The sequence below is a fragment of the Streptomyces sp. NBC_00080 genome, from assembly GCF_045041255.1.
Lineage (GTDB): Bacteria > Actinomycetota > Actinomycetes > Streptomycetales > Streptomycetaceae > Streptomyces > Streptomyces coriariae.
Genome location: NZ_CP108236.1, coordinates 448,331 through 467,008, shown reverse-complemented (window position 1 = coordinate 467,008; position 18,678 = coordinate 448,331). Strand labels below are relative to the sequence as shown.

Genomic DNA, 18,678 nt, shown 5'->3' with positions numbered 1-18,678 from the left:
GCGCTCAGTCGGCCTCCGGACGGGTCAGGAAGGCCAGCACCGCGCTCTCCCAGGCTTCCTTCTGCTCGATCATCGCCCAGTGCCCGCAGTCCGGGAGCACGTGCAGCTCGGCCTTGGGGATGGTGCGCAGCGGCAGCAGGGCGTTCTCCAGCGGAGTGACCCGGTCGTCCCGGCCCCAGGTCAGCAGCGTGGGCGCGGTGACCTTGTGCAGCGCGGCCCAGATCGGCCGGTCGTCGTGGGACTGGGCGGCCATGATCGCAGCCATCGCCTGACGGCCGTAGATCCGGCGGGACGCCTCCAGCGTCGCCGGCTCGGTCGCACTCGCCCAGCGTTCCTCGATCAGCTCGTCGGTGAGCCGGGCGGGGTCGTGGACCATCGCCCTCAGCCATTGGACGAGGTTGTCCCGGGTGGGTTTCTCGGCGAACTCCACGAGCAGGTTCAGCCCCTCGCTGGGCGCCGGGGAGAGGATGTTGCGGCCCACCCCGCCGATGGTCACGACCCGGCGGAACAGGTCCTTGTGGGCGACCGCGAGCCTCACGGCGACGTACCCGCCCATGGAGTTGCCGATGACGTCGACGCGGTCCAGGCCGAGGCCGTCGAGGAAGCGCAGGATCGCCTTGGGGCCGGTCGCCATCGGGTTCTCGGCGGTCGGGTCGCTCACCCCGAAGCCCGGGAACTCCAACGCCAGGCAACGGAAGTGACGAGCGAGCACGGGGAGGTTGTGCCGGTAGTTGCGCCAGCCGGTCACGCCGGGCCCCGATCCGTGCAGCAGGAGCAACGGGGGCCCGTCGCCCGCCTCGTGGTAGCGCAGGGTGCCGTCGTCGGTGTGCAATTCGCGCAGGGTGTCCTCGTGGCTGAGTGTCATGCCGGTCACCGTCGCACCCGTGAGAAGCCCGTCGTCGTACGTCTCCCGATCAGTGGGACGCCCCCGGCGGCAGGAGCGCCAGGGTGTCTACCGTCGCGGACATACCGATACGGGGGGCCCGACAGGCCGCCCCGGAACTGACCACATGTGAGGGGAGGGCCTGATGGGTGTTCGCTCCCTCGGGTACCTGCGTCTTGAGTCCAACGACCTCGACCGGTGGAAGACCTTCGGTGCCGACTTCCTCGGCCTGATGCCCGTGGAGGGCGGTGACTCCGAGTCGCTGTCCTTCAGGATGGACGACTATCCGGCCCGGATCGTGGTCTCTCCCGGGGCCCAGAGCGGGATGGCGGCGCTCGGCTTCGAGGTCCTCGACGAGCGCGAGCTGGCCCGGCTGGTCGCGGACGTCGAGAAGGCCGGGATCAAGGTGACGGCCGGCACCGAGGCCGAGGCGGCGGAGCGGAAGGTCACGGGCTTCGTCAAGTTCAACGACCCTGGCGGCAACCCGGTCGAGCTGTTCTACGGCACCGTCCTCGACCATGTGCCGGTGTGCACCCCGCTGGTGTCGAAGTTCGTCACCGGTGACATGGGCTTCGGACACGCGATCGTCTCCGCCGAGGACGCGCGGGCCACGTTCGACTTCTATGTCGGCGTCCTGGGCTTCATCGAGCGCAACACGATGCGCTCGCCGGCCGGCACGACCTGGTTCATGGGGTGCAACTCACGGCACCACACGCTCGGCGTCACCCCCATGCCGGGTCCCGGGCGGCTGCTGCACTTCATGGTCGAGGGGGCGACACTGGACGACGTCGGGCGTGCACTCGACCGGGCCGCCGAGTACGAGGTGCCGATGATGCACTCGCTCGGCAAGCACACCAACGACCACATGGTGTCGTTCTACGTGTGGTCGCCGGAGAACTACGCCGTCGAGTTCGGCTGGAACGGCCTGCAGGTACCGGAGCCCGTCCCCGTGTACGAGATCACGGACGGCGCGTTCTGGGGCCACCACTTCACGCCGCCACCGCAGCCGGCCGGCTGATCGATCGGACATGGGTGAGCCCCACGGCCTCGGGCCGTGGGGCTCACCCATGTCACTCGACGGTGATCGCCCGCTCCGGGCAGGCCGTCTCCCCGTCGCGGGCGGCCTGTTCGAGGCCTTGCGGAACCTCTCCGTCGAACGGCAGCGCGTAACCGTCGTCGTCGAGGCGGAACAGTCCGGGCGCCACCGCCGCGCACCGGGCGTGACCGGAGCACCCCGCCTTGTCAATCGTGATCTTCATGCAACAGCTCCGTTTCCGAAGGTGATGGGTCGCCGAGCCGTATCGGGCCGCTGCGGGCCGCGGTCAGCAGCGTCGACAGGTCGACACCGGCCTGGGCGGCGACGTCGCCGCAGGCCTCCAGGTCCTTGCGCAGATACGGCGTGACCGTCGCGACGAAGGGCTCGGCCCCGCCCCGCGCGGTGATGTACCGACCGGCTGTCGAACCGCCGCTGCCGACCGCGAGAGCGTCCAGCAGGGCGCTCTCCTCGATGCCGAGAGCCTTCCCTGCTTCCACCGCGCCCAGCGTGAGTTGGGAGACCGCGGCGAACAGCAGGTTGTTGAGGAGCTTCGTCCGCAGGGCGGAGCCGCGCGCTCCCGTGGTGAGCACGGTACCGGCGTAGGCGCCGACGACCTGGCGGGCCGTGGCGAGGTGCTCGGGCTCACCTCCCAGGTAGACCACCAGCCGGCCGGCGCGCACCGCGTCGGCCGTTCCGCTGAACGCGGCGTCCACGATCGCGGCGCGGCCCCCGGGTCCGTACGCCGCGAGGCGGTCGAGGGTGCCCGGTCTTCCGGTCGTGTGCGAGACGAGCACCGTGCGGGACTCCATGGCCGCGACGACCTCAGGCAGTACCTCGAGCATCTGCGCGTCGTCGTAGAGGCAGCTGACGACGACGTCGGACACCGCCACCTCCAGGGGCTCCGCCACGAGCTTCGCGGCCGAGAGCCGCTCGCGCGTCTCCGCCCGTCGTGCGTACAGGCGGACCCGGTGGCCGGCCGCGAGCAGCCGCTCGACCATCGGTTCGCCGATCTGTCCGGCACCGAGGAACCCGACCGTCGGCATCGACATGCGCCCTCCCCCGCCTATGGCTTGTTCGTCGAGCCCGCGTCCACGGTGAACTGAAGTCCCGTGACGTACCGCGCCTCGTCCGAGGCGAGGAACAGGACCGCGTTCGACACGTCCCGCGGCTCGACGTAGGGAGCGAGGGGGTTCATCGCGGCCAGGGCGAACAACGGCTCCCGCGCGGCGAGTTCCTCCACCGGCACGCCGACCGTGATGCCCGTGTCGCTGACCCCGGTGGGGTGGACGGTGTTCACCCGGATGCGATGCGGGGCGAGTTCGTTGGAGAGGGCCTTCATCAGTCCGACGACGCCGTGTTTGCTCGCCACGTAGTGGGCGTACGGCACATGCCCGCGGATGCCGGCGGCCGAGCTGGTGAGGACGATCGAGCCGCCCTCCCCGGCCTCGATCATCCGGGGGATCGCGGCCCGCGCGGTGTTCCAGGCGCCCTTGAGGTTGACGTCGACGACGACGTCCCAGGCCTCCTCGGACAGCTCCCAGGCGGCTCCGATGCTCATGACGCCGGCGTTGGCCGCGACGATGTCGAGCCGGCCGAACTCCGTTGTCGCCGCGTCCACGGCGGCCCGCACCTCGGCGATCGAGCGGACGTCCGCCTGCACGGCGACGCACCGCCGCCCCGTCGCCCTGACCAACTCCGCCGTCTCCTGGAGTTGTTCCTTCGACGCGAGGGAGTACGGCAGCTCCTCGCTGATGTCGTGGCAGACGTCGGTGACGACGACGTCCGCTCCCTCCTCGGCCAGTCGCACGGCATGGGAGCGGCCCTGTCCGCGAGCCGCTCCCGTGATGAGCGCAACCTTGCCCTCGACACGCCCCATGACTGCCTCAGCCCCTCTTCGCGTGGTCGGTCAGGTCGTCGGCGGCCTCACGCAGGGCGCGCAGCCGGGACCGGAGGAGTTCACGCTCGTCGCGGTCGCTGTCGGTGCCGATGTCGCCGGCGCCGGCGCCGAGTTCGGCAAGGAGTACGTCCGTCTCGGCGATCTCCGTGAGGAGCCTGCCGTGGGCCTCCTCGCGGGTCAGCAGATCCAGGTCGGTCCAGTCGGACCGCTCGGACTGCGGGCGCCGGCTCATGCGGGGAGGTTGTAGAGGCGGCGGGTGTTCAACTCCACGATCTGGTGCACCTCGTCGTCCGGTACGTCGGCGAGGACCTCCGCCGCGTAGGCGCGGCTCTTGGGCCAGTAGGAGTCGGAGTGCGGGTAGTCGCACTCCCAGGTGATCTTGTCGATGCCGACGTGGTGGCGTACCTCGACGCCGAAGCGGTCGTCGATGAAGCAGCCGTGGAAGTGCTTGTGGAACAGCTCCGAGGGCCGCACGCTCTGGTTGACGTTCTGGTAGAAGCGATGCCGCTCCCAGGTGCCGTCGCTGCGCTCCAGCAGGTACGGGATCCAGCCGATCCCCCCCTCGGACAGGCCGATCTTCAGCTTGGGGTGCTTGTGGAGCACCGGCGAGAACAGCAGGTCGGCGGTGGCGAACATGGCGTTGCAGCCGAAGAGGGCGATCGTCACGGCGAACGGGGCGTCCTCGGCCGTCTTCGGCGGCTTGCCCGAGGTGCCGAAGTGCAGGCACAGCGGCAGTCCGGTCTCCTCGGCCGCCGAGAACACGGGGTCCCAGTGGTCGGTGTGGAAGGAGGGCAGTCCGCGCGGGGCGGGGTTCTCCGGAAAGGAGATCGCCTTGGCACCCTTCGCCGCGGTTCGATGGATCTCGGCGACACAGGCCTCGACGTCCCACAGCGGCAGGATGACCAGGGGGATGAGCCGGCCGGGCGCGGTGGCGCACCACTCGTCGAGCACGAAGTCGTTCCAGGCCTGGACGCACAGTCGGGCCAGCTCGCGATCCTGTCCGTCCAGGAACACCGTGCCCGCGAACCCCGGGAACGACGGGAAGGACAGGGCGCCCCACACTCCGTCCAGGTCCATGTCACGCAGCCGGGCCTTGGGGTCGTAGCAGCCCGGGATCATCTCGTCGTAGCGCGTCGGTTCGAGGCCGAACTCCTCGGGCTTCTTGCCCGCGACGGCGTTCAGGCCGATGTAGGGGTGGACGCGGCCCTCGTAGACCCACACCTCGGCGGGCGCCTGCCCCTCCCCCCGTGGCTGCTCCACGATGCGCGGCCCGGCCTCCCGGAGCCTCGCCGGCAGTCGGTCGGACCACAGTCGCGGCGGCTCGATCAGATGGTCGTCGGTCGAGAGCAGTTTCATCCATGGCTGCAACGGCATCCTTGCGCTCCTTCGGTCTCGCAGACTCTCTAACACTGGATGCATTGTGTGCACTGAACAGGTCTCACTCAGCGGAAGTGATCACTGCGATCCTGCTCGATCAAGAGATCATCGAGGATGAGCCAGGATCACGCACCCGTATTCAGGCTACTCTTTTAATCGAGGGAAGGAGACCCCATGGGTCGAGTGCAGGACAAGGTCGTCTTCATCACCGGGGCCGCGCGCGGTCAGGGCCGGGCCCACGCGATCCGGCTCGCCGCGGAGGGAGCCGACATCATCGCCGTGGACCTGTGCGAGGACATCGCCACCAACGGCTACCCGCTGGCCACCGAGGAGGACCTGGACGAGACGGTGCGGGAGGTCAAGAAGCTCGGCCGGCGCATCGTCGCCCGGAAGGCCGACGTCCGTGATCCGGCCGCGCTCAAGGCGGCCGTGGCCGAGGGGGTGGCCGAGCTGGGGCGGCTCGACGCCGTCGTCGCCCAGGCCGGCATCGCGCCGCTGGGAAGCGGGCAGAGCGTCCAGGCGTTCATCGACGCCGTCACCGTCGACTTCAACGGCGTCGTGCACGCCGTCGAGGCCGCCCTGCCGCATCTGCCCGACGGCGGCTCGATCGTGGCGACGGGTTCCATCGCGGCCCTGACCCCGGCGAGCGTCGACAACCCCGCCAACGGCCCCGGCGGGCTGGGCTACTCCTTCGCCAAGCGCCAAGTCGCCGCATTCGTGCACGACTTGGCGACGGTGCTGCTGTCCCGGCGGATCCGGGTCAACGCACTGCACCCCACCAACGTCAACACGGACATGCTCAACAACGACCTCATGTACCGGTCGTTCCGGCCCGACCTCGACCGTCCGACCCGCGAGGACGCCCTGCTCTCGTTCCCCGCGACGACCGGCATGGGCAACCCCTATGTCGAGCCCGAGGACGTCGCCGACACCGTGCTGTTCCTCGTCTCCGACGAGTCCCGCTACGTCACCGGCATGCAGATGCGGGTCGACGCCGGCGGTTACGTCAGGAAGCGTCCCCAACTGCCCACGTTCTGACCGCCGGCTCCACCCCGTCGGTCATGTCGATGACCACCTTGCCGGCGGTGCGCCGCCGCGCCACGTCGGTCAGGGCGGACGCCACCTCGGCGAGGGGATGGACGCGGGAGACGAGCGGGCGCATCCCGTCCCGGACCATCCGGGCGAGCGCCCGGTCGCCGGCGGCCACCGCGTCCGGGGCGTACTGGCGCAGCATGCGGATCTCGAAGCCCCGTACCACCGCGTCCTTCAGCAGCACCAGGTTCAGCGGGATCCGCGGGATCTTCCCGTCGGCGTAGCCCACCGTGACGAACCGGCCGCCCCGCCGCAGCGCGCGCAGGGCGGCCTCCGCGTGATCGCCGCCCACAGGGTCGACGACGAGGTGGGCGCCCTCGCCGCCGGTCAGTTCACGGATCCGCGTCTTCAGGTCCTCGCGGACGTAGTCGACACCGGCCTCCGCGCCGAGCTCCCGGGCGACCGCGAGCCGTTCCTGACTCGACGCCGCCGCGACCACGCGCATCCCGAGCCGGGTGGCGACGTCGACGGCCGCGGAGCCGACCCCGCCGGCGGCCCCGAGCACCGCCGCCCACTCCCCCGCCGTGCCCTGCCCGACGGTGACCAGGGAGTGGTAGGCGGTCGCGTACGTCACGTGGAACGCGGCGGCATGCACCATGTCGAGCCCGTCGGGAACGGGACGCAGACCCGTGACCGGGACCACGACCTGCTCCGCGAACGCGCCCGTCAGCACCGCCCCGGCCACGGGTGAGCCGACCGGCGGCCCGGCCACCCCGGGCCCCAGCGCGGCCACGACACCGGCGAACTCACTGCCGGGCGTGAACGGCAGCGGCGCACGGACCTGGTAACGGTTCGCCACGAGCAGCACGTCCGGGAAGTTGACCGCGGCTGCGTGCACCCGGACCAGCACCTCCCCCGGGCCGGGTTCGAGGTCGTCCCGTTCGACGACCTCCAGAGCGCCCGGAGGCCCGTACCGCGTGCAGTGTGCGGCTCTCATCGTGCCCTCCCCGCGGTCGGCGTCGCCGGGTCCCGGGGCAGACCGAGCACCTGTTCGGCGATGGTGTTGCGCTGGATCTCGGCGGTGCCCGCCCCGATCGTCGAGGCCCGGGTGCGCAGGAAACCCCAGACCCAGCGCCCCCGCTGGACGGCGTGCGGATCGCGCCTGCCGAGGATCCCGTACGGTCCCAGCATCTCCAGGGCGAACTCGTGCAGTTCCTGCTCGAAGGTCACGATGAACAGCCGCGACGTGGAGGAGGCCGGGCCGGGCTCACCCTTCGCCATGATGTCGGCGATGGTGCGCATCCCGGTGAGCCGCATGATCGTCACCCGGATCTCGAAGTCCGCGAGCCGGTCGCGCACCAGGGGATCGGCGGTCGCCCCGCGTGCGTGCGCCAGCTCTATCAGTTCGTCCAGCACCCGCCGGTACAAGGCCGCCTGGTTCATCGCGCCGGCGGCGCGTTCGTGGCCGAGGCTCGTCCGCACCAGCGGCCAGCCGCCGTTCTCGGGGCCGATCCGGTCGGCGACCGGCACGCGGACGTCGTCGAAGAAGATCTCGCAGAAGCGCGCCTCCCCGGTCAGGTCCCGCAAGGGGCGCACGTGCACGCCCGGGGCGTGGGCGTCGATCAGGAGGTAACTGATGCCGTCCTGGCGGGAGTCGGGGGGTCCGGTGCGGACGAGGGTGAAGAGGACGTCGGCGATGTCGGCCGAACTGTTCCACACCTTCTGCCCGTTGACGACGTACTGCGCGCCTTCGCGATGTGCCGTCGTGCGCAGCGCCGGCAGGTCCGAACCGGCCTCCGGTTCCGAATAGCCCTGCGCCCACACCGAGTCACCGCGCAGCATGGGGCGCAGGAAGCGCTCCTTCTGCTCGGTCGTGCCGTAGGTGACGAGGGTGGGGGCGGCGATGCCCAGTCCGGTGCCCAGGGGTCCGGGGACCCGGGCTCGCGCGTACTCCTCCTGATAGATGACCTGGCGCGCGAAGGACAGGTCCATGCCGCCGTACTCGAGCGGCCAGCTCGGGCCGGCGTATCCGGCGTCGTACAGCCTGGCCAGCCATTTCTTCTGCCACGCGAGGCGCTCGGCGGGGTCTTCGGGGCGGCGGCCGGGGTGGTGCTCCGTCAGGAAGGCCCGCAGGCGGGCGCGGAACCGTTCGTCGGTCTCGGCCGCTGTCATCGCGGGGCCATGCGGATGGCGCCGTCGAGGCGGATGGTCTGGCCGTTGAGGTAGGGGTTCTCCAGCGTCTCCACGGCGAGGCGGGCGAAGTCGTCCGGGTCGCCGAGGCGCCTGGGGTGCGGAACGGTCGCGGCGAGTCCGTCACGGATGTCGGCGCGCAGCCGGCCCAGCATGGGGGTGTCCATGATGCCCGGGGCGATGGTGTTGACGCGGATCTGCCAACTGGCCAGATCGCGGGCGGCGACGAGGGTCATGCCGTGCACGCCCGCCTTGGCGGCGGTGTAGGAAGTCTGACCGATCTGGCCGTCGAAGGCGGCGACGGAGGCGGTCAGCACGACGGCTCCGCGGTCTCCGTCCACGACGTCGTTGACGGACAGCCGCGCGGCGGCCAGACGCAGCACGTTGTACGTGCCGATCAGGTTGACGCGTACGACCTCGGCGAACGTCTCGAGCTCGCCGGGGTTGCGGTCGCGGTCGATGATCCGGGTGCGATCGCCGCCCCGCCCGGCGCAGTGCACGACGAAGCGCAGCGGACCGAGTTCCCGAGCGGCGTCGAGCGCCGCGGTGACCGCGTGCTCGTCGGTGACATCGGCGCGGACGAAACGCGCGGCGTCACCGAGGTCGGCGGCCGCTTTGACGCCCTGCTCCTCGGAGAGGTCGGCCAGGACGACCTGGCCGCCTCGGTCGATGATGCGGCGCGCGGTGGCCAGTCCCAGGCCGGAGGCGCCGCCGGTGACCAGTGCCGCAGAACCGTCGATGTTCATGTTCGACTCCTCACGGGAGGGGTTCACAGTCCCAGGGATTTGCTGATGATGGTCTTCAGGACCTCGCTGGTGCCGCCGTAGATGCGGGTGACCCGCGCGTCGGCGTACAGCCGGGCGATCGGGGACTCGAGGATGTAGCCGTAGCCGCCGTGCAGTTGCAGACAGCGGTCGACCACTCGGCCCTGGGTCTCGGTGCAGAACAGCTTGGTCTTCGCCGCGTCGGCCGGGCTCAGTTCGCCAGCGACCAGCGCGGCGGTCGCCGCGTCCAGCAGGGCCTGGGAGGCCTCCAGCTCGGCCGCCATGGCGGCGAGTTCGAACTTCGTGTTCTGGAAGTGGGCGACCGGCTTGCCGAACACCGTCCGGTCGCGGACGTAGCCGAGGGTCAGGTCGATCGCGGCGCGGGCCTGGGCGACGGCGCCGACCGCGATGGCCAGCCGTTCCTGGGCCAGGTTGCGGCCGAGGTGGGTGAAGGCGGCGCCTTCCTGGCCCAGGAGGTCGGCGGCGGGAACACGGACGTCGTCGAAGGACAGCTCCACCGTGTCCTGGACGGCGAGGCCGATCTTCTCCAGCTTGCGCCCGACCGCGAACCCGGGCATACCCTTCTCCACCACGAGCAGGGACAGGCCGGCGCGCCGGTCCTCCGGGTCGGTGGCGGTGCGGGCCACGACGATCACCAGGTCGGCGTGGTGGCCGCCGGTGATGAAGGTCTTGGCGCCGTTGAGCGTGTAGTGGTCGCCGTCCCGGACCGCTCGTGTCGTGACGCCGGCGAGGTCGGAACCCGTACCCGGTTCGCTCATCGCGATCGCCGTGTACAGCTCGCCGGAGGCAAGGCCCGGGAACCAGCGGGCCCGCTGCCCTTCGTCGGCGAGGCACGTGAAGTACGGGAGGACCACGTCGAGATGGGTGCGCAGGCCGCCCAGCGTGACGCCCGCGCGGGCGCACTCCTCCTGGATGACGACGTTGAATCGGTAGTCGTCCCGGCCGCCTCCGCCGTACTCCTCGGGGACGGCCGTACCGAGGATCCCGAGCTTACCCAACGAGGTGAACAACTCGCGGGGGACGAGGCCGGCGCGCCACCAGTCCTCGTACACCGGGAGCACCTCACGGACGAGGAAGTCACGGACGAGGAGACGGAAGTCCTCATGGTCCTGCTCGAACAGGGTCCGGCGCATCGGATCTCCTTCGACTCTCAACCCTATTCAGTATACGCAATTACCCAGTCACGGCACAGAGGAACGCCCCATAGCGCGTAGATGCGCATGTGGCGTGGGGAATGAGTGTCAGTAAATCAGTGCCACCAGGGGATGAGCGCGTCCAGATGGCGGCGCATCCGGTGACGGGCCACGCCCGCGTCACCCTGCGCGATCGCGTCCAGGATGCGCTGATGGACGTGCTGCACCTCGTCGGCCGCCGTGTCTCCGGGCAGCGGCCGGTCACGGCCGGACGCGTGCCGGCGGAACAGCTCGGTGATGATCGCGAGGAAGAGCGACAGCACCGGGTTGTCGGCCAGGGCCGCCAGTTCGGAGTGGAACAGGTCGGCCTTGCGCAGGTCGTCGGCCGGACCCTCGGTGGTCCAGCGGACCGCCTTCGTGAGGCGCTCGGCGACCTCCGTGTCGCCCTCGGCGTGCCGGGCCGTCACCCTGGCGACCACGCCGAGTTCGATGGCGTTGCGGACGATCCGCAGGTCGTCGGCCGTGACGCCCTGATACTCGAGGAAGAGCGCCATCGTGTCGATGCTGGCCTGCGGCTCGGGCGAGGTGACCACCAGTCCGCCGCCGGGCCCGCGGCGCATCCGGGCGACCTGGTGGTACTCCAGCAGACGAACGGCCTCCCGCAGGACAGCCCGGCTGATCTCGTAGCGGGCCAGCAGATCCGTCTCCGAACCGAGCACCATGCCGATCTGCCAACCCCGCGCGGCGATGTCGTCGTGGATCCGCGCGGCCACCACTTCGGCGAGCTTGGCCCGTGGCCCTTCGACCAGTTCGGGATCGACCACGTTCCCCGAGATCCGCTGTCCGCGGCGCACGCGGTGCTTCTCGATCCACCCGGCCACCGACTCCAGATGCGCGGTGAGCTCCGTCTGCGCGCGGGCGCCGTCGTCGGCGATCACTGCGTCGATGACGGCCTTGTGCTCCCGATGCGAGGTCTCCTTCGCCGCCTGCATCTCCGCCTTGGAGACACGCCGGGAGGTGTTCGCGTACCGGGCGGTGAGGCGGGTGAGCACGTCGATGAAAAGGTGCAGAACCGGGTTGCCCGACAACTGGCCGAGCACCGGGTGCAACGGGTCCTGCGAATGGACCGACGGGTCGTCCCAGTGGGAGAGCTCGGAGTCGAGCGTCGCACGGAGCGTGGCGATGCCCTCTTCGGTGATCCGTTCGGCGGCGAGACCCGCGGCGATCGGTTCGAGGAGCTGGCGGGCTTTCAGCAGGTCCGTGACGCTGGTGCCGACGTACTCGAGGTAGATCACCATGGCCCGGGTCGCCGGTCCCGCGTCGGGGGCGCAGACGATCAGCCCGCCGCCCGGGCCCCGCCGCATCCTCGCGACCTGATGGTGCTCGACCAGACGTACCGCCTCGCGCAGCACCGCACGGCTCACCCCGAGCTGCTCCCGCAGGTCCACCTCGGAGCCGAGCGAATCGCCGACGGGCCAGCCCTGGCGGATCACGGTCGCCTCGATGCGCTGCGCGGTCTGCGCGGCCAGCTTGCCGACCGGGGCGCCGGTCTCGCCGTCGGCGGGCTCGCGGTCGACGGCAGTCGCCATGGGCCAACTCCTCTGCGGGGACATCGCGGATCCCCAGTCTATTCCAGCGAGATCGGTTCACTGATTCCGCCGTACATCCCTGGCAGCAGGCTCGATGACCTGGTTAGAGTACCCTCATTTCGAGATCGCTCGCACGAGGACCGAGGAGTCGGCAGCGTGATGCGACTGGACCCCACACCCGAACTCGAGGCGTTCCGAGAGAAAGTGCGCGCCTTCGTGGCGGAGCACGCGCCCGGCGTCAAGACCCACTCCGGGGTGCGCGCACCCGAGCCGGCCCTGATGCCGGCGATCCGGGAGTGGACCGCGAAGCTGTACGAGGCCGGCTTCCTCGGCATCGACTGGCCCGTCGAGTACGGCGGCCGGCCCGACGCCCATCCCCTCGAACCGTTCGTCGTCGCCGAGGAGATCGCCCGCGCCCGTACCTGGCCGCCCGTCGGCGCGGCCTCGTTGGCTTCGGGCGCCCTGCTCGACTTCGGCACCGACGAACAGCGGGGGCGTTTCCTGCCTCGCATCCGTACCTGCGAGGACGTGTGGTGCCAGCTGTTCAGCGAGCCGGAGGCGGGCAGCGACCTGGCGGCACTGCGCACCCGGGCACGCCGGGAGGGCGGCGGCCCCGAGGATCCTGACGCGGTGTTCGTCGTCGACGGTCAGAAGGTGTGGACGACCAACGGCCAGCACGCCGACATGGGTTACCTTCTCGCGCGCACCGACGCCGCAGCCCCGAAGCACAAGGGCATCACGGCGTTCGCGCTGGACATGCGCAGTGAGGGGGTCGACGTACGGCCGCTGCGCGAGATCACCGGGACCACCGACTTCAACGAGGTCTTCCTCGACGGCGTCCGGATCCCGGCCGCGAACGTGATCGGCCGGGTGAACGACGGCTGGCGGGTGGCGATGAGCAGCCTCGGCCGTGAACGTTCCGGCGTGGCCGCCCGCGGCGCCGAGCTGTTCGCCGTGCTGGACGACCTGGTGGGGCTCGCGGAGGCGACGCCGGTTCGCGGCCGCCCCGCGCTCGACGACTCCGCCACCCGGCAGGCGATCGGTGAACTCGCCGCCCGGGTGCACGTGAACGGCGCGATGCTCTCTCTCGCGCAGTCGCGGATGCTGCACGGCACGGAACAGCCCGCCGACGCCCTCCTCGGCAAGATCTTCTTCAGCGACCTCAACCACGACCTGGCCGACTTCGGTCTGCGTCTTCAGGGCACGGACGGCCTGCTCACCGAGTACGACCCGGAGGCGGTGGCCGACGGCTGGTGGCAGGACGCCCATCTGTACTCACGCGCGTACACGATCGCCGGCGGGGCGAACGAGGTTCTGCGCACCCAGGCGGCCGAGCGGGGGCTGGGGTTGCCGCGGGAACGTCGCTGATCTCTTCGGCCCGCCCCGCGCCCGCAAAATAGACCGCTCGGTCAATACATACGGACAGAACGAGTCGATGACGTCCCGGACTATTGATTGTACCGAACGGTCTACGTAAGGTGCCCTCAGTTGTGACGACGAGAGGACGAGGGAACCATGACCGAGCGCGTGGTCGGTACCGACGCCACGGAAGAGCTGCCGGAGTATCCGTCGCCCCGATCGAGCCAGTGCCCGTTCGCGCCGCCCCCGGGCCTGCTCGAACTGCACGACGCCGGGAAGGCCGTCGTACGTGCCAGGACATGGGACGGCACCACCCCGTGGGTCGTCACGTCGCACGCCACCCAGCGTCAGCTGCTGACCGACCCACGGCTCAGCGCGAACATCGGCGCGCCCGGATACCCTCACACGACCGAGGCCATGAAGGCGCACGCGGCCGAGATCCAGCCGTCGATCAACAACACCGACGGCGCCGAGCACACCCGGTGGCGCCGGATGCTGACGAACTCGTTCACCCGTCACCGCATGGAGAGACTCCGCCCGGAGATCCAGCAGATCACCGACGACCTCATCGACAGGATGCTGGCCGGACCCCGCCCGACCGACCTCAACGAAGCCCTGTCCCTGCCTCTGCCGTCCCTGATGATCTGCGCGCTGCTCGGAGTGCCCTACGAGGACCACGAGTTCTTCCAGAAGCACGCCGGAGTCACCAACGCCCGGTTCAAGACCGCCGAGGAGGCTGCCCGCTCGACGGCGGATCTGCGCCGTTACATCTCCGGGCTCATCGAGGCCAAGATGGACGACCCCGGTGAGGACGTGCTCTCCGACCTCGGCGCCCGGGTCAAGGAGGGCGTGCTCTCCATGGAGGAAGCGGCCCCGTTGGGGCACATCCTGCTCGTCGCCGGTCACGACACCAGCGCCAACATGATCACGCTGGGCACCGCGCTGCTGCTGCGGAATCCCGACCAGCTCGCGGGCCTGCGTGAACACTCCGATGATCCGAAGTATGTGACGAAGGCCGTCGAGGAGCTGCTGCGTTATCTCACCATCCCGCATCTGCTGGCGCGGCGGGCGGTGGTGGAGGACATCGAGATCGACGGCGAGATCCTCCGGGCGGGCGAGGGCGTCATCGCGTCGCTGCCGGCGGCCAACTGGGACCCACAGGCGTTTCCGGACCCCGAGAAGGTCGACCTCACCCGCACCGCCGCGCATCACCATGCGTTCGGCTGGGGACCGCACCAGTGCGTCGGACAGCAGTTGGCCCGCATCGAACTGCACGTCGTGTTCAGCACCCTGTTCCGCCGGGTGCCGACGCTGCGACTCGCGGTCGACGTCTCGGAGCTCAAGTTCAAGGAGGACTCGCAGGCCTACGGGATCTACGACCTCCCCGTCACCTGGTAACCCGGTGTTCCCGCAGAAGGAGTCGGCTCCATGGCCACGATGAAGTCCGTCCGGACCGGCGCGAAGAACGACATCGAGGTCGTGGAGGTCGAGCGCCCCGCGCCCGGCCCGCAGGACGTCCTCGTGCGGATCCGCGCCTGCGGCATCTGCGGTACCGACACGTTCTTCGTCCGGAGCGGCGGCACCCCGTACGACGTCACCGGCTCGGTGGTCCCGCTGCCGCTCGGACACGAACCGGCCGGTGAGGTCGTCGAGGTGGGCTCCGCGATCACGGACCTCGCGGTCGGCGACCGGGTGGTCGTCAACCCGCAGGCCGCGCCGTCCGGCATCATCGGCTGCGGCGGTGAGCTGGGCGGGATGAACGAGTACCTGCTCGTCGAGAACGCCGTCTTGGGCACGAGTGTGGCGGTGTTCCCGGACGAGCTGCCCTTCGGCGTGGCCGCGCTGAACGAGCCCCTGGCGGTGGCCCGGCACTGCGTCAACCGCTCGGAGGCGAAGCCCGGCGACAAGGTCGTCGTCTTCGGTGCCGGGACGATCGGGCTGGCCACGACCATCTGGCTGAAGCTGCGCGGGGTGGAGCACGTGGTCGTCGCCGATGTCATCCCCGAGCGGTTGGAGACCGCGCTGGCCGTCGGCGCGGACGCTGTGATCAACTCCGCCGAGGAGGACGTCACCGCCCGGCTGACCGAGCTGCACGGCGAGGCGGCCAACGCGCTGGGCCAGCCGCGTGCCGGTACCGACGTCTACATCGACGCCGCTGGTGTCGCCGCCGTCTTCAAGGCCACGGTCGACGCCGCCAAGTGGGGCGCCAAACTGGTCATGGTCGGTGTGCAGAAACCGTCCGAGGCGATCGACCTGGGCGCCATGCTCCGTAGCGAGCTCACCCTCATCGCTTCCCAGGGGTATCCGACCGAGATCTTCGAGGTGACCGCGGAACTCGCGGAGCACCAGGACCGCTTCGCCCGGCTGATCAGTCACCAGGTGCCGTTCTCAGAGGTGACACGGGCCTTCGAGTTGGCGCTGACCCCCGGAGCCGTGGAGAAGGTCATCGTCACCTTCGACGACGAGGGGTGAGAAGAGCCGACACGGGATGCGGCGGCGGCTCCGGTCAGGTACGGAGCCGCGCCTCTCCGCGCCCGGGCGTGCGGCGTCGACGATGCGGTGTCGCCTACTCCGCCCTCCTCAGCAGCATCGCCCCCGACGGCACTCCCCCGCCCGCCGTCACCACCGCGACCCGGGCGTCCTCGACCTGGCGGTCCCGCGCGTCGCCGCGCAACTGGAGCATGGCCTCGCGGACGAAGCCGAAGCCGTGCAGGCGGCCCGCCGAGAGCTGGCCGCCGTGCGGGTTCAGCGGGAGGTCGCCGTCCAGGGCGATGGTCTTGCCGCCCGCGATGAAGTCGGTCGCCTCGCCCGGTCCGCAGAAGCCGAGGCCCTCGATCCAGGACAGGGCGTTGAAGGTGAACCCGTCGTAGAGCAGGGCGACATCGACGTCGGCGGGTGTGAGGTCGGTCCGCGTCCACAGGTGGGCCGAGGGGCTGTGCGCCTGCGGCAGGTGGGTCAGGGTGTCCTGGTCCCAGCTGAGGCGTTCGAGCACGGCCGTGCCGACGGCCTCCACCAGGACGGGCGGCCGGGGCCGGTCGTACGCCGTCTCGATCGCGGAGACGACGACGGCCACCGCCCCGTCGCACGGCACGTCGCAGTCGTAGAGCCCGAACGGTGTGGTGATCACGCGGGCGTCGAAGTAGTCGTCGAGGGTCATGGGGTCGCGGTGCAGGGCCTCGGGATTGCGGGCCGCGTTCGCCCGCGCGGTGACGGCGATGGCGCCGAGGGCCTCGCGGCCGACACCGTAACGGTGCATGTAGTGCGAGGCGTTGCAGCCGATCCACTGCGCGGCCGACATGGCTCCGAAGGGCGCCCGGAACTCGAACATGCCGGTGGCGCGGCCGCCGGACGACGTCTGCCACCGGCCGGACCGGACCAGGGCACTGTGGGAGGACTCCCACACCGTGCGGAAGCACAGCACGTGCCGGCACAGTCCGGCGGCGACCGCGAGCATGCCGGCGGTGATCGAGCCGATCTGGCCCGGCACCTCGCGGGCGCCGTTGACCCAGGTGGGGCGCAGTTGCAGAGCCTCGGTGAGAGCGGTGACGCCGCCTTCGCTCATGCCGTCGGGGCTCGGTCCGGGGTAGGTGGAGAGCCCGTCGATCTCGTCGAGGTCGAGGCCGGCGTCCGCGACCGCTGCCAGACAGGCGTCGACGGTCAGGGAGAGGGGGTCGGCCATGAGGCGTCGGCCCACGCTGGACTGTGCCACGCCGGTCAGCGCGACCCTGTCCTCGTACTTGCGGGGTGAGGCCATGGGCCGCAGGGCGGTGCGGACGTCGCGGGGCTCGGGCAGCGGGCCGGGGCCCTCGGCGGCCTCGGTCTCCGCATCGGTCTCCGGCTCCGGCTCCGGCTCGAACAGGGGGATGTGCACGTCTTCTTCGAGTTGCTCGAAGCGCACCCGGACCCGCAGGCCGACGCGCACCTCGTCCGGGTCGCAGCCGACGATGTTCGTCGTCAGCCGCGCCCGGTCGTCCTCCGCGAGGGCGACCACGGCGACGACGTACGGCGGCGGGAACTTCGGCAGCCAGGTCTGGTGGTTGACGCTGAAGCCGACCACCACGGCCCTGCCCGAGACGGGGGCGAGGGCCACCGCGCGGCTACGGCAGGAGGGACACACCGGCAGCGGCGGATGGAAGTGACGTCCGCAGTCCCCGCAGTGGGGGATCCTCAGCACCCCGTCGGCCCCGGAACCCCAGAACTCGGCGCTGGCGAGGGTGGGTTGGGGCAGCGGACGTTCGGCGCGGGCGGTCACAGCAGCTCGATGATCGTGGCGTTCGCGGTGCCGCCGCCCTCGCACATGGTCTGGAGTCCGTAACGGAGGTTCTCGCTCCGCATCCGGGCCAGGAGCCGTGTCATCAGGATGGCGCCGGAGCCGCCGAGCGGGTGGCCCACCCCGATCGCCCCGCCCAGCGGGTTGAGCCGCTCGGGGTCGGCGCCGGTCTCGGCCAGCCAGGCCAACGGGACCGGGGCGAAAGCCTCGTTGACCTCGTACACGCCGATGTCGTCGAGGGTGAGCCCGGACCGGCGGAGCACCTTCTCGGTCGCGGGGATCGGGCCGAGCAGCATGGTGATCGGGTCCGCGCCGCTGACGGCTCCGCAGTGGTAGCGGGCGATCGGGGTGAGGCCGAGTTCACGGGCCCGCTCGGGGGTGGTGACGAGCAGAGCGGCGGCGCCGTCGGAGATCTGGGAGGAGTTCCCGGCGTGGATCACTCCGTCCTCCCTGAACGACGGCTTGAGGCGGGCCAGCGTCTCGACCGACGTCCCCCGGCGCAGCCCCTCGTCCACGGCGAACTTGGTACCGTCGACCTCGATCGGCACGATGTGGTCGTCGAAGACACCCGCGTCGATCGCCGCGGCCGCCTTGGCGTGGGACCGTGCGGCGAACTCGTCGAGCCGGGTGCGGGTGAGACCCCAGCGTTCGGCGATCAGTTCGGCGCCGGTGCCCTGGCTGAACTCGACGCCGTCGTAACGGGCCAGTGCTCCGGGTCCGTAGGGCTGCCCCGTGGTGCGGTGCGAGCCGAGCGGCACCCTGCTCATCGTCTCCACCCCGCCCGCGACCACGAGGTCGTACTGGCCCGCCATGACCGCGTGCGCGGCTTGGTCGACCGCCTGCTGGCTGGAGCCGCAGGCCCGGTTGACCGTGACGGCCGGGACGTGTTCGGGCCATCCGGCGGCGAGCACCGCGAACCGGCCGACGTTGCTCGACTGGTCGCCGATCTGGGTCACACAGCCCCAGACGACGTCGTCGACGGTGCCGGGGTCCACGCCGGTGCGCTCGACGAGGGCGTTCAGCACCTTCGCCGAGAGATCCGCCGCGTGCACCGGGGCCAGCGAACCGTTGCGCTTGCCGATCGGGGTGCGCACGGCGTCGACGATGACGGCGTCTCGCATGAAAGC

General features: G+C 70.7%; 18 protein-coding genes. 5 read left to right on the top strand and 13 right to left on the bottom strand.

Translation table 11 applies throughout. The annotated features are described in order from the left end of the window. Positions 1 to 4: 4 nt before the first annotated feature. Positions 5 to 865: an alpha/beta fold hydrolase gene (locus OHU34_RS45810; protein WP_142270217.1), complete on the bottom strand. Its 861-nt coding sequence runs from the start codon at positions 863 to 865 to the stop codon at positions 5 to 7. A gap of 163 nt (positions 866 to 1,028) precedes the next feature. Here OHU34_RS45810 and OHU34_RS45805 point away from each other — a divergent pair, with 163 nt between their 5' ends. Further along, the gene (locus OHU34_RS45805; protein ID WP_142270216.1) at positions 1,029 to 1,901 is read left to right on the top strand and encodes a VOC family protein; all 873 of its coding nucleotides are present in this window, start codon (positions 1,029 to 1,031) and stop codon (positions 1,899 to 1,901) included. Between the two features lie 52 nt (positions 1,902 to 1,953). On the opposite strand, the gene OHU34_RS45800 is transcribed toward OHU34_RS45805, so the two are convergent. From OHU34_RS45800 to OHU34_RS45780, 5 genes are read right to left on the bottom strand one after another with little or no spacing between them, the layout of a single operon-like run. Then, positions 1,954 to 2,142, bottom strand: coding sequence for a ferredoxin (locus tag OHU34_RS45800; RefSeq protein WP_142270215.1), 189 nt, complete (start codon positions 2,140 to 2,142; stop codon positions 1,954 to 1,956). Continuing rightward, a complete protein-coding gene (locus OHU34_RS45795) occupies positions 2,126 to 2,968 on the bottom strand; it encodes an NAD(P)-dependent oxidoreductase (protein ID WP_235034778.1) in 843 nt (280 codons plus the stop codon). Before OHU34_RS45795 ends, OHU34_RS45800 begins: the two co-directional genes overlap by 17 nt. 14 nt (positions 2,969 to 2,982) lie before the next feature. Further along, entirely contained in the window at positions 2,983 to 3,795 is an 813-nt protein-coding gene (locus OHU34_RS45790; protein ID WP_142270214.1) for a mycofactocin-coupled SDR family oxidoreductase, read from the bottom strand. A gap of 7 nt (positions 3,796 to 3,802) precedes the next feature. Continuing rightward, a complete protein-coding gene (locus tag OHU34_RS45785; RefSeq protein ID WP_142270213.1) occupies positions 3,803 to 4,048 on the bottom strand; it encodes a hypothetical protein in 246 nt (81 codons plus the stop codon). Beyond that, positions 4,045 to 5,190 carry an amidohydrolase family protein gene (locus tag OHU34_RS45780; protein WP_142270212.1) on the bottom strand — a complete coding sequence of 382 codons (1,146 nt, stop codon included), beginning with the start codon at positions 5,188 to 5,190 and terminating at the stop codon, positions 4,045 to 4,047. Before OHU34_RS45780 ends, OHU34_RS45785 begins: the two co-directional genes overlap by 4 nt. Before the next feature lie 177 nt (positions 5,191 to 5,367). Here OHU34_RS45780 and OHU34_RS45775 point away from each other — a divergent pair, with 177 nt between their 5' ends. Further along, entirely contained in the window at positions 5,368 to 6,231 is an 864-nt protein-coding gene (locus OHU34_RS45775; RefSeq protein ID WP_142270211.1) for a mycofactocin-coupled SDR family oxidoreductase, read from the top strand. Here the strand turns inward: OHU34_RS45775 and OHU34_RS45770 are convergent. The 5 genes from OHU34_RS45770 to OHU34_RS45750 all read right to left on the bottom strand — a co-directional run bounded on the left by OHU34_RS45770 (position 6,200) and on the right by OHU34_RS45750 (position 11,922). Beyond that, positions 6,200 to 7,222 (bottom strand): NADPH:quinone oxidoreductase family protein, encoded by a 1,023-nt coding sequence (locus OHU34_RS45770; protein WP_142270210.1) that lies wholly within the window; start codon positions 7,220 to 7,222, stop codon positions 6,200 to 6,202. The genes OHU34_RS45775 and OHU34_RS45770 overlap by 32 nt on opposite strands. Continuing rightward, positions 7,219 to 8,397: an acyl-CoA dehydrogenase family protein gene (locus tag OHU34_RS45765; protein ID WP_142270209.1), complete on the bottom strand. Its 1,179-nt coding sequence runs from the start codon at positions 8,395 to 8,397 to the stop codon at positions 7,219 to 7,221. Before OHU34_RS45765 ends, OHU34_RS45770 begins: the two co-directional genes overlap by 4 nt. After that, complete coding sequence (locus OHU34_RS45760) at positions 8,394 to 9,161, bottom strand: SDR family NAD(P)-dependent oxidoreductase (RefSeq protein ID WP_142270208.1); 768 nt, start codon at positions 9,159 to 9,161, stop codon at positions 8,394 to 8,396. The genes OHU34_RS45765 and OHU34_RS45760 overlap by 4 nt, the downstream gene beginning before the upstream one ends. A gap of 23 nt (positions 9,162 to 9,184) precedes the next feature. Further along, on the bottom strand, positions 9,185 to 10,333 hold the full coding sequence (locus OHU34_RS45755) for an acyl-CoA dehydrogenase family protein (RefSeq protein ID WP_142270207.1): 1,149 nt from the start codon (positions 10,331 to 10,333) through the stop codon (positions 9,185 to 9,187). A gap of 116 nt (positions 10,334 to 10,449) precedes the next feature. Beyond that, positions 10,450 to 11,922, bottom strand: a complete 1,473-nt coding sequence (locus OHU34_RS45750) for a FadR/GntR family transcriptional regulator (RefSeq protein ID WP_142270206.1) — start codon at positions 11,920 to 11,922, stop codon at positions 10,450 to 10,452. A 159-nt stretch (positions 11,923 to 12,081) separates the two neighbouring features. Here OHU34_RS45750 and OHU34_RS45745 point away from each other — a divergent pair, with 159 nt between their 5' ends. The 3 genes from OHU34_RS45745 (at position 12,082) to OHU34_RS45735 (ending at position 15,753) form a co-directional block, all read left to right on the top strand. Next, a complete protein-coding gene (locus OHU34_RS45745) occupies positions 12,082 to 13,290 on the top strand; it encodes an acyl-CoA dehydrogenase family protein (RefSeq protein ID WP_142270310.1) in 1,209 nt (402 codons plus the stop codon). A gap of 147 nt (positions 13,291 to 13,437) precedes the next feature. Next, positions 13,438 to 14,679: a cytochrome P450 gene (locus tag OHU34_RS45740; protein ID WP_142270205.1), complete on the top strand. Its 1,242-nt coding sequence runs from the start codon at positions 13,438 to 13,440 to the stop codon at positions 14,677 to 14,679. Between the two features lie 30 nt (positions 14,680 to 14,709). Next, positions 14,710 to 15,753: a zinc-binding dehydrogenase gene (locus OHU34_RS45735; RefSeq protein ID WP_142270204.1), complete on the top strand. Its 1,044-nt coding sequence runs from the start codon at positions 14,710 to 14,712 to the stop codon at positions 15,751 to 15,753. 94 nt (positions 15,754 to 15,847) lie between these two features. On the opposite strand, the gene OHU34_RS45730 is transcribed toward OHU34_RS45735, so the two are convergent. Continuing rightward, complete coding sequence (locus tag OHU34_RS45730; protein ID WP_142270203.1) at positions 15,848 to 17,533, bottom strand: thiolase C-terminal domain-containing protein; 1,686 nt, start codon at positions 17,531 to 17,533, stop codon at positions 15,848 to 15,850. Then, positions 17,530 to 18,672, bottom strand: a complete 1,143-nt coding sequence (locus OHU34_RS45725) for a thiolase family protein (RefSeq protein ID WP_142270202.1) — start codon at positions 18,670 to 18,672, stop codon at positions 17,530 to 17,532. The genes OHU34_RS45730 and OHU34_RS45725 overlap by 4 nt, the downstream gene beginning before the upstream one ends. Positions 18,673 to 18,678 lie beyond the last annotated feature (6 nt).